General features: G+C 34.2%; 13 protein-coding genes. 7 read left to right on the plus strand and 6 right to left on the minus strand.

What is annotated here, in order from left to right:
• Position 1 precedes the first annotated feature (1 nt).
• Positions 2-559 carry a peptide deformylase gene (gene def / locus HQN85_RS07390; RefSeq protein WP_173270810.1) on the minus strand — a complete coding sequence of 186 codons (558 nt, stop codon included), beginning with the start codon at positions 557-559 and terminating at the stop codon, positions 2-4.
• 85 nt (positions 560-644) lie between these two features.
• Positions 645-1877 carry a M16 family metallopeptidase gene (locus HQN85_RS07395; protein ID WP_173270813.1) on the minus strand — a complete coding sequence of 411 codons (1233 nt, stop codon included), beginning with the start codon at positions 1875-1877 and terminating at the stop codon, positions 645-647.
• Between the two features lie 136 nt (positions 1878-2013).
• On the opposite strand from HQN85_RS07395, the gene htpG reads away from it, so the two are divergent.
• The 7 genes from htpG to HQN85_RS07430 all read left to right on the plus strand — a co-directional run bounded on the left by htpG (position 2014) and on the right by HQN85_RS07430 (position 10229).
• On the plus strand, positions 2014-3900 hold the full coding sequence (htpG, locus tag HQN85_RS07400) for a molecular chaperone HtpG (RefSeq protein ID WP_173270816.1): 1887 nt from the start codon (positions 2014-2016) through the stop codon (positions 3898-3900).
• 108 nt (positions 3901-4008) lie between these two features.
• Positions 4009-5214 carry a metallophosphoesterase gene (locus tag HQN85_RS07405; protein WP_173270818.1) on the plus strand — a complete coding sequence of 402 codons (1206 nt, stop codon included), beginning with the start codon at positions 4009-4011 and terminating at the stop codon, positions 5212-5214.
• 184 nt (positions 5215-5398) lie between these two features.
• Positions 5399-8176, plus strand: a complete 2778-nt coding sequence (locus tag HQN85_RS07410) for a TonB-dependent receptor (protein ID WP_173270820.1) — start codon at positions 5399-5401, stop codon at positions 8174-8176.
• Positions 8177-8294: 118 nt separating this feature from the next.
• The gene (locus tag HQN85_RS07415; protein WP_173270822.1) at positions 8295-8987 is read left to right on the plus strand and encodes a DUF4397 domain-containing protein; all 693 of its coding nucleotides are present in this window, start codon (positions 8295-8297) and stop codon (positions 8985-8987) included.
• Positions 8988-9240: 253 nt separating this feature from the next.
• Positions 9241-9732: a TlpA family protein disulfide reductase gene (locus HQN85_RS07420; protein WP_246249680.1), complete on the plus strand. Its 492-nt coding sequence runs from the start codon at positions 9241-9243 to the stop codon at positions 9730-9732.
• 3 nt (positions 9733-9735) lie between these two features.
• Positions 9736-10005 (plus strand): hypothetical protein, encoded by a 270-nt coding sequence (locus HQN85_RS07425; RefSeq protein ID WP_173270826.1) that lies wholly within the window; start codon positions 9736-9738, stop codon positions 10003-10005.
• On the plus strand, positions 10005-10229 hold the full coding sequence (locus HQN85_RS07430; RefSeq protein WP_173270828.1) for a hypothetical protein: 225 nt from the start codon (positions 10005-10007) through the stop codon (positions 10227-10229). The genes HQN85_RS07425 and HQN85_RS07430 overlap by 1 nt, the downstream gene beginning before the upstream one ends.
• 43 nt (positions 10230-10272) lie before the next feature.
• Here HQN85_RS07430 and HQN85_RS07435 read toward each other — a convergent pair whose 3' ends face one another.
• The 4 genes from HQN85_RS07435 to ffh form a co-directional block, all read right to left on the minus strand.
• Positions 10273-10743 carry a hypothetical protein gene (locus tag HQN85_RS07435; RefSeq protein ID WP_173270830.1) on the minus strand — a complete coding sequence of 157 codons (471 nt, stop codon included), beginning with the start codon at positions 10741-10743 and terminating at the stop codon, positions 10273-10275.
• A gap of 627 nt (positions 10744-11370) precedes the next feature.
• Positions 11371-11874 (minus strand): hypothetical protein, encoded by a 504-nt coding sequence (locus HQN85_RS07440; protein ID WP_216847244.1) that lies wholly within the window; start codon positions 11872-11874, stop codon positions 11371-11373.
• Between the two features lie 313 nt (positions 11875-12187).
• Positions 12188-13726: a YifB family Mg chelatase-like AAA ATPase gene (locus HQN85_RS07445; RefSeq protein WP_173270834.1), complete on the minus strand. Its 1539-nt coding sequence runs from the start codon at positions 13724-13726 to the stop codon at positions 12188-12190.
• Positions 13727-13892: 166 nt separating this feature from the next.
• Positions 13893-15233: a signal recognition particle protein gene (gene ffh, locus HQN85_RS07450; RefSeq protein ID WP_173270835.1), complete on the minus strand. Its 1341-nt coding sequence runs from the start codon at positions 15231-15233 to the stop codon at positions 13893-13895.
• Positions 15234-15277: the final 44 nt, after the last annotated feature.

Raw genomic sequence — 15277 nt, forward strand, 5'->3', positions numbered from 1 at the left:
TCTATCTTTTTCTATTTTGCTTAGGGAAACGCATTTTGTAATCCGTTTGTACATTCCCTTTAGAGATATTATCAAGCTTGCTTCTTAACATTTGTTTGCGCAACAAACTCAATTTATCTGTAAATAATTTTCCTTCAATATGGTCGTATTCGTGTTGAATTACACGAGCAGGAAATCCCGTAACCTTTTCTTCGTGAAGTTTCCAATTCTCATCGTAATACCTAATTAAGATATTTGGTTTTCGCATCACATCTTCACGCACTTCTGGAATACTTAAACAGCCTTCATTAAAAGCCCAAGGTTCGCCAGTCTCTTCTAAAATTTGAGCATTGATAAACACTTTAACATACGCCTCTTCGTCTTCATCACCTTTGGTATCTACAATAAATAGACGAATAGGTAAGCCAACTTGAGGAGCCGCTAAACCAACGCCACTGGCATTATACATGGTTTCGAACATGTTTTTTATCAGTTGTTGTAAATCAGGATATGTCTCATCAATATCAACACAAACTTTCTTTAAAACAGGATCGCCGTAGGCTACAATTGGTAATTTCATGGTGCAAAAATACAAAAATACACCAATTGTTAGATTTCTTTATTGCTAAACTGTCGTTATGATGACAGCAATACCTTAAATGCACTTAACTTTCTGTTGGATAAAAAGTTAATGAACTTAATTTGCTTTCATCTAAAATCTCGTTAGAAATAGTCGCCATATCCGCTGTGCTAACGGCTCTTATTTTACTAAATACAGTTTCTAAATCATCAATTTTATTGTAATCAATTAGGCTTTTTGCCATTGAAATGATAAGACCAATTCGATTTTCTTCACCTAAAGCAATTTGCCCAATAAATTTATTTTTTGCTTTTTGTAATTGAATTTCAGTTAAGGGATTATCCTTGATCTTCTTAAATTCTTTTGCAATTAAGCTAAATGCTTTTGATAGTTTTTCTTTATCTGTACCGAAATATAATGCAAAAATTCCTGTATCGCTCAGCGGACTATAATTGGATTCGATAGTGTAAGCAATGCCATGTTTTTCTCTGAGTTGTAAATTTAAAATTGAACTCATTCCAGTCCCACCAAGCATATTATTGAGCAATAACAATCCTGCTTTGTAGGGGTGATGTAGCGAATAAGCTTGTGTACCCATCATTACATGCGCTTGTGAAATTTGTTTATTTACAACAATGTGTTGCACTTTAGTAGGAAGAGGTGCCGTTCTTTTTTTTACGGGTAAATTTGCGGAAACAGATTCAAAATGCGTAGAACCAATTTTTATGAACTTATTTAAAGAATAATTTCCAATTACCGCAACTACAATTTCATCCGTTCTGTAATTATCTTTGATAAACTTTAAAATATCTTTTTTTGTTAAGTCATTTACCGTTTTTGGTGTGCCTAAAATATTTCTCCCAAAGGGATGGCCGGCAAAAAGTTGATCTTCAAAATCATCATTTATCGCTTCTTCAGGTTGATCTAAATAAGAAGTAATTTCATCTAAAATAACTCCTTTTTCCTTCTCCATTTCATCTTCTGGAAAAACAGAATGAAAAACTATATCATTAAAAAGTTCTAATGTTCTATCTAAATAGGGATTTAAAAACGAAGCGTGAATACATGTATATTCTTTAGTGGTATATGCATTTAAATCTGCTCCGATGCTTTCTAATCGAGTTAAAATCTGATTGGTATTTCTTTTTTCGGTACGTTTAAAAATCAAGTGTTCTATAAAATGAGCCAAACCCATTTGTTTTTCGTTCTCATCTCTAGAACCACTGTTGATAATAATACAAGCATGAGAAATTGCAGATGCACATGGCACATGCAATAGTCGAATGCCATTGTGTAAAGTGTGAACGTTATACTCCATTAAAGGTCAAAGATACATAAGATTGCGATATTATTTTATTGATATCAAACCGCATAACTCTGTCATTTTGACCTATAAAGCATTTTGGAACAACCCTTGATAAGCCTAGGTATAATCAAAAAATTATAAAACAAATATGACAACAGAAAAAGGAAGTATTTCCATACACACAGAAAACATTTTTCCAATCATTAAGAAATTCCTGTATTCGGATAATGAAATCTTTTTAAGGGAATTAGTTTCTAACGCAGTTGATGCGGTTCAAAAAATAAAACGTTTAGCCGCACTTGGTCAGTATAATGGCGAAGTTGGAGAACCACTAGTAGAAGTTAGCCTAGATGCAGCGGCAAAAACCATTACCATTAGCGATAATGGATTGGGAATGACTGCAGAAGAAATTAAAAAATATATAAATCAAGTTGCTTTCTCTGGTGCAAGTGAATTTGTAGAAAAATTTAAAGACGCCAAAGATGCGAATGAAATCATCGGTAAATTCGGATTAGGTTTCTATTCTGCCTTTATGGTTTCAGATTTAGTTGAAATACAAACTTTATCTTATCAGGAAGGTGCTACACCAGCAAAATGGACTTGCGATGGTAGCACAGAGTTCGAAATTTCTGATGGCGATAGAACAACTCGTGGTACTAGCATTATTTTACACGTAAATTCAGAATCTGAAGAGTTTTTGAACGAAGGAAAATTGCAAGACATCTTAGATAAATATGCTAAATTTTTACCTGTGCCAATTAAGTTTGGTACTAAAACTGAGCAAGAAGAAGATGGTACAGACGAAGAAGGAAAAGCAAAATACAAATCGGTTGAAGTTGATAATATCATCAATACCACTAATCCAATTTGGACGAAAGCACCTGCAGATTTGTCAGATGCAGATTATTTAGATTTCTATAAACAATTATACCCATTTTCTGAAGATCCATTATTCTGGATCCACCTAAACGTAGATTATCCTTTCAACTTAACAGGAGTTTTATACTTCCCTAAAGTGAAAGATGATTTCGATATGCAACGCAACAAAATCAAGTTGTTTAGTCGTCAGGTATTTATTACAGATGAAGTTAAAGACATCGTTCCAGAATTTTTGATGTTATTACACGGAGTAATCGATTCGCCAGATATTCCTTTAAATGTGTCTAGAAGTTTCTTACAGGCCGATAGCAACGTAAAGAAAATCAATAGTTATATCACTAAAAAAGTAGCAGATAAATTAGCTGAATTATTTAACAAAGACCGTAAAGCATACGAAGAAAAATGGAGCAATATCGGTTTGTTTGTTAAATACGGAATGATAAGCGAAGAGAAATTTTACGATAAAGGAAAAGATTTCGCTTTACTAACCAACACCAAAGGAGAGAATTTTACTTTCGAAGAATACAAAGAAAAAGTAGCTCCAGTTCAAACTGATAAAAATGGAACAGTAATTTATTTATATACAACTGATCCAGAGAAACAAGATGGATTTATCCAATCGGCAGAGAAAAAAGGATATGATGTTTTGGTAATGAACTCTCCAATTGATAATCACTTTGTGAGTAGTTTAGAGCAAAAATTAGAGAAAACGCAGTTGAAACGTGTAGATGCTAGTGTTGCAAATCAATTAATCGAAAAAGACGAAGTTTTAGAATCGGTTTTAAGTGAAGAGCAGTCGACAAGTGTAAAAGCGATATTTGAAAAAGCCATTGCAAAACCTAATTTTAGCGTTGAAGTAGTTGGGTTAAACCCAGATGATTCGCCAGTAACTGTAACCATGGATGAATTTATGCGTCGCATGAAAGATATGGCTAAAATGGGCGGAGGAATGAGCTTTTACGGAAATATGCCAGATAGTTATAAAGTTGCTATCAATGGAAACCATAAGTTAGTGAGTAAAATTTTAGCTTCAACCAACGAAGAAGAACAAAGCAAATTTGCAAAACAAGCTGTTGATTTAGCTTTATTATCACAAGGAATGTTAACGGGGGCAGAATTAACAGCGTTTGTTAGTAGAAGTGTTGAATTAATATAGTTCCAAAGAGAATTAAACGGCGTCATTTCGACTGAAGCGTAGCGAAAATGGAGAAATCTTTAAAGATCTTTTTCACTACAGTCGAGGTGACGCCTAATTTATTATAAAATGAAGAGAAGACTTTCACTAGTACCAGTAGCCATTTTTACGATTTTCTTTCTGCTGTTAAATGCTTACGCATTAAGCGGATTACAGGTGCTAGCAACTCAAACATATGTTCAGCCAATTTTTTGGGTGGTTGTAGGAGTGATTGTAGTTTTAATGATTACAGCAGTAATTCGATTACAAAGTCGCGAACCGGATAAGTTTTTTATGCTTGCTGTACACGCTTTCATTATGTTTTTTGCTAGCGAATTGCTGTTTGTTGTAGTACTGTTGCTAAATGATGGCTATCGTTTAATCGCAGGAGTTTTTCATCATTTTACATTTCCCCAAAGGTCCATTATTGTCGTAGAGATTGGTTTAGCCTTATTTCTATTCTTATTTTTTGCTTTCTTGTATGGAATGCTTTGGGGTAAATATGCCTATCGTGTAATTAAGCATATGTTATATTTTGATGATCTGCCAAAATCATTTGATGGTTTTACTATTACACAAATATCCGATGTACATGCAGGTAGTTTTACAAATCCAACCGAAGTACAAAAAGGTATTGATTTAATCAAAAAGCAGCATAGTGATTTGTTTGTTTTTACAGGCGATTTAGTGAACAACAAAGCTGAAGAAATCAAGCCTTATATTGGTCATTTTTCTCAAATCAAAGCAAAATATGGTCAGTTTTCCATTTTAGGTAACCATGATTATGGCGATTATGTGAAATGGGAAAACGATTTAATTAAACGTGGAAATTTACAACAACTCAAAAAATACCATCAAGAATTAGGATTCCGTTTATTATTAGATGAACACGTAGTAATAGAAAAAGACGGGGAGAAAATTGTTTTAGCAGGTATAGAGAATTGGGGCTTAGGTTTTGGAGAACGCGGCGATTTACAAAAAGCTTTAAACAATACTACACCAGAAGAATTCAAAGTGTTACTCTCTCACGATCCATCACACTGGGAAGCGCAAGTAAAAAACAATCCCTCAAAAATACATTTAACTTTAGCTGGCCATACTCACGGAATGCAATTTGGCATTGAGTTATTTGGTATTAAATGGAGCCCTGTAAGTTTGCGATACAAGCACTGGGCGGGTATCAAAGAAGAAAATGGCAGAATTTTAAATGTGAATAGAGGTTTCGGCTTTATTGGTTTCTCTGGTAGAGTTGGCATTTGGCCAGAAATTACCGTTATCGAACTCAAAAGAAAATAATTCTTTGCCAATTCCTTATGGAAAAGCGCTTTGTTTCTAATCTAACTTAAAGATTTAGTTAAATTTTGTAAAATATACAATTTGTATAAAACTAAAAATTAAGTTTGTAGATAAACATCCCGATATCTTGAAAAAGCGCCATTCTCTTTTCTTGCTATATATTTTGACTTTGTGCGCATCAACTGTGTTTGCACAAACAAATAAGCGAGTAAATGGCTTGGTTACCGACACCAGTAAAACTGCAATAAGTAATGCCAATGTTTTACTAATTACCGATAAAGATACATTGCGTACCACTACAGATGCCGATGGATATTTCAACTTTTCTAGAGTTAAAGTAGAATCGTTTTCATTAACGGTTAAATCAATGGGTTATCAAGAGTTTAGTGGTAGTTATACTTTTGGTAAAGGAAAGGAATTAGAAATTAAAGGGATTGAGTTAAAGTTTGCTGGCAACATGCTCAAGGAGGTACTCATTAAAGGGAAACCCAATCCGATGAGAATAATGCAAGATACTGTGGAATACGATGCTGCATCATTTCAGGTTTTTGAGGGAGATAACGTTGCCGATTTACTAAAGCAATTTCCTGGATTAGAAATTGACGACGAATACAACACCAAAACAATGGGTAAAGAGATGGTTAAGCTCCGTGTAAACGGGAAAGATTTCTTCACCAACAATGTAAAAGATTTTATTGCTAAACTACCCGCGGCAATTGTCTCGAAAATTCAAATAATAGATGATTTTGGTGATGAGGCAAATTTCACAGGCATAAAGATTGGTGAACCCACTAAAATGCTAAATATTGTTACCAAACCCGGAATGAATAAAGGCCAATTTGGTAATGGAGGCATAACGGCCGGAACCAATGATCAACTCGGTGGAAATGGGAATATGAGTTTATGGCGAGACACAAAACAAAGTAGCGGAGGCTTAAACTATACCACTTCAAATAATGGCGCAGGAGAAAGTGAAAATATAAGATTATCGGCTAATCATCGCGATAAGTTAGGAAAATATGGAAACTTTGGTGTTGGTTATAATATCGGACGAAACACTTCGGCTTTCAACATAGAGCAGTCAATAGAAACGCTAAATCCATTAGGTACGTTTTATACAAACACAAAAAGTAATGGAGAAAATAGAAATAGTAATCAAAATTTAAACTCAGATTTTAGCTTTAATAATAAAAAAATCTTCTTAAACGGTTCTATTGGGGTATCATATAACCAGAGCAACAATCTAAGTGAATCACTTATCAACCAGCTAGGAATTATTAAACAAGACCGAAAAGATAATAGCCAATCCAGCAATAAATCACCAAGAGTAAATGCGAATGTAAGTTTCGCGAAAGTCTTAAAAAATAAACGCAATAGCCTGTCCGCAAACTTTATGGTTTCAACAGGCTCGACTAATTCAAATCAGAACATAAGTACAAATACACTTTACTACGATAAAAACACCCAGACTTTAGAAAAAGATTCGCTACTAAACAGAAACCTTATTACAGAAGGTAATAATCAAAATGTTAATGTTGGAATTAACTATAGCCTTGGATTAAAAAAATTAAAGGATAGTTTAGCCCGACAAGCTTTGAGTTTTAATTACACAGCGTCGGTAATGCGTAGTCGTAATGATGTAACCACACTAGTTTTTGATAATATAACCCAGCAACCAAGATATATCGACTCATTAAGTACGCAATATACTTCCATGGTTATTAGTCAATCCTTAGGCATAAACTATAATTACACCAATAAGAAAATGCGCTATAATTTTGGGATGAATGCAAGACCAACTCTAATGACCAGCAATTATCTAAATCTGAATCAGAAAATAAATAATAATGCGTTTAATTATTCTCCAAACCTAAATTTAAGTAGAACGATTACCAAAGGAAAAACAATTTCGGTTAGTTACACTGGAAGCAATAATGCACCATCGCTTTATCAATTGCAACCTGTAAAAAATGCCCAAAACCTGCAAAATGTTATTGTAGGAAATCCAAATCTAAAGCCGTCTTTTAATCACAACATCTCTTCAAATTTTAATTATGTGCATCTAAAATCCGGAGTATCAATACAAACCGGATTGAGCTTTTCTACTACCAGAAATGAAATTGTAAATAATGTTATCTTATTGCCTGATACCTTAAACAGCTTAAAACAAGAAACGCGATTTGAAAATACAAACGGCACCTATAATTTAGGAGATAACTATACTCTAAATATTCCACTCAAAAAGAATAAGTTTTCCGTTTCATATAGTGGAAACATTAACCTTTCAAACAGGGCAACATTTATTAATAGCATTAAAAGATTTAATAAAGGAGTAAATTTATCTCAAAGCCTACGAGGTTCAATTAATCTGAAACAAGCCAATATCACTGCAAGTACAAGTTATAGTTTTAACTCAAACAACAACATCAACTTAAATTCAATTAACGATATTGCTCTTTTTAACTTAGGTCAAATTAGTGGGGCAACATTCTTTAGAACCCATAATTTCAGAACAGACTTAAGCGGATCCTTACGCTTAAAAAAACTAAATGTAAATACAAACGTAAACTATAGCATTACCAACAGCAACGCAACCTTTAGCCAAAATAATAGAGATGTTAAAAACCTAAACTTGTCACTTTCGGCAAGAGCAACCTTAAAAAAATCATACTTTGTTGGCTTCAGTGCAACCAAGCAAATTAATTCTGGCTATTCTTTAGCTAACACAAATCCGTTTATATTAAATGCAAATTTGAGCAAAGCATTTTTTAAAGATCAATCATTAAGCATTAACATCAACGCCAACGATTTATTAAATCAAGGAAATAACCTAGCACGTTTTGTGTTAGGAAATTCGATAGTAGATAGACGCAGTAACCAAATTACCCGGGTTTTTACTTTCGGCCTAAATTATAATATCTCAAAATTCGGCGGAAAAGTTTTCCGTGTAGATGCCGATTAAAAACATAAACACTCTATAATTAATTCAGCGCTGCTGTAGCGTTTCCCAACGCTTCCTCGTATAGATTAAAGTTAATGGCCAATTAACCTAATTTATTTTTACACCTTAAAATTTTACAATGAAAATATCAACAACTTACAAAGCTATATTTGCTGCGGTCACACTATCTTTAGCGTTACTCTCTTGTTCTAAAAACTCAGATTACCAACCAATAGACATCTCGGGATTAAGCATTATCCACGCATCACCAACTACAGAAAAACTAAATGTATATGTAGATAATAATTTGGCAACCCTAAACGAATTCTCTTTTGGCAGTAAAGTAGATTATTTAAATGCGTATTCAGGTAGCAGAAAGTTTGATGTTACAAAATCAGGAAGCAACACCAGCTTAAAAACGCAACAACTAACGCTTGAACCGCAATTTGGGTATTCATTATTTGTGATTGATAAACTAGAAAATATTCAATTTCTATTAGTAAAAGATGATCTTACCAAACCAGCAGAAGGTAAAGCAAGAATTAGATTTGTAAACTTAAGTCCAGATGGCGGAACCTTTAACCTAGCCATCAATGGCCAGCCAACAGATCTTTTCACCAACAAAGCGTTTAAAGAATACTCAACTTTCGAAACCATCGACGCAGCCGATAAGGTAACCTTTAACATTAAAAACTCTACAACAAGCGCCATAGAAACAACACTTGCCGATATTAAAATAGAAAACGGAAAAATTTATACCATCTATGCAAAAGGCCTAAAATCAACTGCAGATCAAACCAAATTCGGAGTCGCTATTTTCACACACAAATAACATCCTCCGTAGAGCCATCTCATATCAGATGGCTCTTTTTTTTCTTAAAGCATAAAATCGTCAATTTTCTAAATTCAAAAACCATTTCTATAATAAAGCCTTAGCTTTGCAGTAAGTAACATAACAGCTTATTCAAAATATGGTAAATAATAAGAGGAGTTTTAAGCAAAAATTAACAAGAAAAAATATTTTCAACGGGCTATTTATCGCCCTAATTTTGCTTCTTTTATTTGTTCCCGCAGCCAAAGCCTTCATGCTACAAGGCTTAATGGAAATAGGCTTATTCAAACCAAATCTTACTGAAAAATCCTCAACATCTACTACCGATTTAGCCTCCATTAAATTTAAAAATGCCGACGGAAAAATTGTAAGCCTAGCAGATTTAAACGGAAAAATAATCTTTCTCAACTTTTGGGCAACCTGGTGCCCCCCATGTCTGGCCGAAATGCCTTCCGTAAATAAACTATACGAACAATATAAAAACGATCCAGAAGTTGTCTTCTTATTGGTAGATGCAGACAGCGATTTTGCTAAAGCCCAAGCCTACATGGACAGAAAAAAATATAAATTACCAGTGTATAATTTCGCAAGCAATTTACCAAAAAGTATATTTAAAGGGTCACTGCCAACCACTATTGTTTTCGATAAAAAAGGCAGAGTTTCCTTTAACGGAGAAGGAGCCGCAGACTACAATAGCCCAAAATTTATTACATTCATCAATCAGCTAAAAGCATTAAAAAATTAAGCAATGCAACAACCATTCGATTTAGAAGTAGCCAACATCAATTATGCTATTTTCCCAGAGGGAAACGATACCTATGTCGTATTTAAAGAAGGAAAAGAATATGCACAAATTCAAAAGGACGATGCCGAACAATGGATCAAATTCGATAAAGAAACCGCACTTCCTTTGTTCGAATACGATGAAGAAATCAATCAAATCGGTAAACTAATTTCTGCTTATTTGTTAAATCCAGAGCAAGAAGAAGAGGGCGAAGAGCTAGAAGATTCAGAATAATGGGCGCATCATTTTATGTTAAAGTAAATGGCATTATTTACGAAGTTATTCCCGAAGAAAACCATACCTACACCATTTTTAAATGGGGCGCAGAATACACCCAAATTATGCGCAACAAAAATTCGAAATGGATGCGAATAGATTACAAAACCGACATGCCAATTGTAGAAGTAAACGACGAGGTCGAAGACATTGGCAAAGCAATAGATCAGTATTTTACATAACAGAATTTAATGTTGTTATTACTATTACAATGAATTATCCTTACTAGAAAGATAATGATAATCCATTATTAATATTTCTGATGTAAAGTTGCTCACAAGCAATTTTCTTTGATATAGTGAAATTCATCTTGTCAAGCGACTCGATTTTGGTGAAATCTACTAGTGCAAAATTTACATTACTATATTTTACGACCATATTGTTTTCAATGAACAAGAGAACACACATCCAATCGGCTGATGTTAACGTTGGAAGCATGCTTTTTACCGAGTTCCCATTAATCAGGTTATATTTATCAATATCTCTGTCAGAACTGTATGGTTTTAATACAATAATTTTGTCCCATTTAAATATGGTTTGATTACAAAGTTCGAGCTTTACAGGCTCTGATGAATTTTTAGCTTGTTGAATTCTACCCTCTATAAAAGGACTTAAATCATATTTCTCAATGTGATTTGTACAGCCAAACTCAACAGCAAAACAGAATATTATAAAAAACTTCCAGTATTTTTTCATAGTTATTGATTTGTTGGTGTTAATTGTCCGTTTTTTATATAACGTAAGCTTCCGTCAGTAACTAAAGCATAAGCTAAATTATTATATCGCTCCCAATATGGAATCTCGGGAGCAGAATAAACATAAGCATTTTAAAGGGTTTATCCTCAGCTCATTGAGTTTTTCGGTTTGTCTGTAATACTTCGTTTTTGTTTGATCTTAAAGCAATCAGCTTAATTTAGTCTTTTTAAAAACCAATTTTGGCACTTCTTGAAAATTGTCTTGATATTGTTCTTTTTTACATGAACAAATGATTAATACTACCCATATTGGCAACATCAATTTTAAGAGATTATTTTTCATATAAATTGTTTAATTAACATAAAAATATGTATTATAAAAAATAGTTTTAATAGTCTTTTAGGGGAAAAAACCTTTCAAGGACTATTTTATTGAAGTTTAAATTGAAAGCAGTATATTCATTTTCTTGGTCCTGATTATCACCCCGCCTAATTTTCCCTATCCAGATTTCTTTAAAGAATAGCTTCTGCTAAATGTGCAGCCTCAATCGTTTCACTTCCAGTTAATCTGCAGTAGCTAGGAAACCGTTAAAAATACGGTTATAATAGGTGAAGACAATAGTCAATGCTAATCACTAATCGAAACAATTTGCGAACCCTTCAGTATCCATTTTTCTTTTTCTTTTTCATAATACCAGGCGGCAACTTGTCCGCTTCCACTTGAAACGGAGTGTAGTTCCCATATGCATAATGCCTTATCATTTTCTTTAGAAAAGATGATTGGAGCAAAAATTAATTCATTTTCTGCGTGTTTTTGAGAAGTCTTATGAATATTCAATGAATAGTTGGTTATTGCGGAAGTATCGATACTTTTTACAAAACCTATCCACTCTTTTTTGTTCCAAGGTCGGTTAGGCGAGGTATCCAAGCCACCCCCTCCTTCGCTAAAAGCAAAGTTGGAAAAAATGTTTTTTTTTGTGGTGCCAAGTACACTGAATTTTGTTCCCTCTTTACGAAGTATTTTGGCCACGCTTTTGTGTATTTCGGTTTTATCGTCGTAAGCTTTATTCTGGCAGTTGCCATTGTTGGCCGTCAGAATTATGAGTGCCACAAGTATTTTTATTTTTAACATCTTTTTTCTGGTTGAGTTCGGTAAGTGAATACCCGCCGAAAGTGCATAAGCTTCTTTTTGAAAAACCAATTTTTGGCACTTCTAGAAAATTGTCTTGATATTATTCTTTTTTACATGAACAAATGGTAATACTACGAATTGGCAGCATCAATTTTAAGAGATTATTTTTCATAATAGATTGTTTAATTAACATAAAAATATGTATTATAAAGAATAGTTTTAATAGTTTTTTAGGTAAAAGCCTTTTTATTCAAGGACTATTGTTAGTGAAATGTAAATTGACAGCGGTATATTCATTTTCTGGTCCTGATTATCACCCAGCCCAACTTTCCCTGTCTAAACTCCTATAATGAATAGCTTCTGCTAAATGTGCAGCTTCAATCGTTTCGCTTCCTGCTAAATCTGCAATAGTGCGGGAAACTTTCAAAATGCGATCGTAAGCCCGAGCAGATAAACCTAGTTTTTCCATTGCTTGCTTAATGAGTAATTGTCCAGTTTCATCAATCACACAAATTTGTCTAACCATGTTTGGACTCATTTGCGCATTAAAATGCAATATATTATTCTCCGCAAAACGTTTGTCTTGGATTTCCCTAGCTTTCATTACTCGCGTTCTAATTTCACTACTTTTTTCCGCATCGCGGGATGAAGACAATTCAGTAAAATTAACAGGCGTTACTTCTACATGTAAATCAATCCGATCTAATAATGGGCCAGAAATCTTACTCAAATATTTTTGTACAATGCCTGGTCCGCACAAACATTCTTTTTCTGGGTGATTAAAAAATCCACATGGGCAAGGGTTCATCGAAGCCACCAACATGAAACTAGATGGATATTCTACCGAGAATTTAGCCCTAGAAATACTCACCTTCCTATCTTCCAAAGGCTGTCGCATTACTTCGAGTACCGATCGCTTAAACTCTGGTAATTCATCTAGAAATAAAACACCATTATGCGCTAAAGAAATTTCACCAGGCTGCGGATTAATTCCACCACCAACCAATGCCACATCTGAAATAGTATGATGTGGAGAACGATAAGGTCTTTCGGTCATTAATGCATTGGCAACAGGCAGTTTTCCTGCTACAGAATAAATTTTCGTGCTCTCCAAGGCTTCTTGCAAATTAAGCGGAGGTAAAATAGTAGGCAGTCGTTTAGCCAGCATGGTTTTCCCTGCTCCAGGCGGACCAATTAAAATAACATTGTGACCACCAGCGGCTGCAATTTCCAAGGCTCTTTTAATATTCTCTTGCCCCTTAACATCAGAGAAATCCTGCTCATAACTATTTATTTGACGAAAAAACTCTTCTCGGGTATCAACCGAAATTGGTGCTGGCTTTTCTTTCCCATTAAAAAAATCAATTACCTCTGCTAAAGTTTCCATTCCATAAACTAGGACATCATTTACAATACCAGCTTCTCGGCAATTTACTTTGGGCAAAATAAAACCAGTGTAACCATCACTACGAGCCTGTATAGCAATTGGTAAAGCACCTTTAATACTTTGTAAACCTCCATCTAAAGAAAGCTCACCCATAATAAAATACTTATCTAATTCATCGTTTTGAATTTGACCCGACGCAGCTAAAATTGCAATCGCAATTGGTAGATCGTAAGCCGAGCCTTCTTTTCTAATATCTGCAGGTGCGAGGTTTACAACAATTCGTTGTCGGGGCATGTGATATCCAGAAGTTCTGATTGCGCTTTCTACCCTGAACATACTCTCTTTTACTGCATTATCAGGTAAGCCGACTACAAAATATTTAGTGCCACTTACAATACTAACTTCGATGGTTATGGTTAACGCATCTACTCCATAAACGGCACTTCCATAGGTTTTTACAAGCATAGTTTTAAATGTATGCAAAGCAAAATGGATTTTTAGATTCCTTTTTAAAAATGAAACTATTAAGTAATTTCTTTAAGTATTGAGGATGTAATTTTTCTTTTTGAGAAATATTAGCGCAAAAAAAATCCCGAAACGTAAGTAACGGGATTTTAATTCCTGTTTAAACCTACATTCTGCCTTGTGGCATCTTCGGCATATTTTTCATCATTTTTGCAGCTGCTGCTGGATTTGAAAACTGTTTCATTACTTTGCGCATATCTTCAAATTGTTTAATTAATTTGGTCACCTCTTCAATTTTGTGACCAGAACCTTTGGCAATACGCAAACGACGGCTTTGTTGTATGCTATCTGGATTTTCTTTTTCAAAAGGAGTCATCGATTGGATAATTGCTTCAACACTTTTAAAAGCATCATCCTCAATATCTACGTTTTTCATCATTTTACCAACTCCAGGTATCATCCCCATCAAATCTTTCATATTACCCATTTTCTTTATTTGTTGAATTTGGTTATAGAAATCATTGAAATCGAATTTATTCTTACGAATTTTCTTCTGTAATTCTGCCGCTTCTTTTTCATCAAATTGTTGCTGGGCTCTTTCTACAAGGGAAACAACATCACCCATGCCTAAAATACGAGAAGCCATACGATCTGGATAGAAAACATCCAATGCTTCCATTTTTTCGCCAGTACCGATAAATTTAATCGGTTTATTAACTACAGACTTGATAGATAAAGCAGCTCCACCACGTGTATCACCATCTAATTTCGTTAATACTACACCGGTAAAATCTAATCTGTCGTTAAATACTTTAGCCGTATTTACCGCATCCTGACCAGTCATCGCATCCACCACAAATAAAATTTCATGAGGTTTAGTTTGCGCTTTCACCTCAGAAATCTCGTTCATCAAACTTTCGTCGATAGATAAACGACCCGCGGTATCAATAATAATTACGTTATTGTTGTTCTTTTTACCCTCAGTAATACCTTCCAACGCAATTGCAATAGGATCTTTAGAAAAGGTATTTGCATAGACAGGCACACCAATTTGCTCGCCTAAAACCTGTAATTGGTCTACAGCCGCAGGGCGATAAACGTCACCAGCAACCATTAAAGGCTTTTTGCCTTTACTTTTTAAATGTAAGGCAAGTTTACCAGTAAATGTTGTTTTACCAGCACCATTTAGGCCGGCAATTAATATAATCGTAGGATTGTTTTTTAAGTCAAGCTCTGTAACCTCACCACCCATTAAGGAAGCAAGCTCATCATTCATTACCTTGGTTAATAACTGACCTGGAGATACTGCTGTAAGTACATTTAAACCTAGTGCCTTTTCTTTCACATCATCTGTAAAAGCTTTTGCAGTTTTATAATTTACGTCGGCATCTAATAAAGCTTTCCTAATTTCTTTCATGGTTTCAGCCACGTTGATTTCAGTAATACTTCCTTGTCCCTTTAAAACTTTAAATGCCCTGTCTAGCTTATCCTGTAAATTTTCAAACATATTTTTATGGTGTAAAGTGCAAAGATATTAAAAATGACTGATAG

This window comes from Pedobacter boryungensis, from assembly GCF_013204825.1.
GTDB classification, from domain to species: domain Bacteria; phylum Bacteroidota; class Bacteroidia; order Sphingobacteriales; family Sphingobacteriaceae; genus Pedobacter; species Pedobacter boryungensis.

Bases quoted from the DNA above. Each gene is read 5' to 3' on its own strand.
- def (WP_173270810.1), bottom strand. From the start codon at position 559: ATGAAATTACCAATTGTAGCCTACGGCGATCCTGTTTTAAAGAAAGTT.
- HQN85_RS07395 (WP_173270813.1), bottom strand. From the start codon at position 1,877: ATGGAGTATAACGTTCACACTTTACACAATGGCATTCGACTATTGCAT.
- htpG (WP_173270816.1), top strand. From the start codon at position 2,014: ATGACAACAGAAAAAGGAAGTATTTCCATACACACAGAAAACATTTTT.
- HQN85_RS07405 (WP_173270818.1), top strand. From the start codon at position 4,009: ATGAAGAGAAGACTTTCACTAGTACCAGTAGCCATTTTTACGATTTTC.
- HQN85_RS07415 (WP_173270822.1), top strand. From the start codon at position 8,295: ATGAAAATATCAACAACTTACAAAGCTATATTTGCTGCGGTCACACTA.
- HQN85_RS07420 (WP_246249680.1), top strand. From the start codon at position 9,241: ATGCTACAAGGCTTAATGGAAATAGGCTTATTCAAACCAAATCTTACT.
- HQN85_RS07425 (WP_173270826.1), top strand. From the start codon at position 9,736: ATGCAACAACCATTCGATTTAGAAGTAGCCAACATCAATTATGCTATT.
- HQN85_RS07430 (WP_173270828.1), top strand. From the start codon at position 10,005: ATGGGCGCATCATTTTATGTTAAAGTAAATGGCATTATTTACGAAGTT.
- HQN85_RS07435 (WP_173270830.1), bottom strand. From the start codon at position 10,743: ATGAAAAAATACTGGAAGTTTTTTATAATATTCTGTTTTGCTGTTGAG.
- HQN85_RS07440 (WP_216847244.1), bottom strand. From the start codon at position 11,874: ATGTTAAAAATAAAAATACTTGTGGCACTCATAATTCTGACGGCCAAC.
- HQN85_RS07445 (WP_173270834.1), bottom strand. From the start codon at position 13,726: ATGCTTGTAAAAACCTATGGAAGTGCCGTTTATGGAGTAGATGCGTTA.
- ffh (WP_173270835.1), bottom strand. From the start codon at position 15,233: ATGTTTGAAAATTTACAGGATAAGCTAGACAGGGCATTTAAAGTTTTA.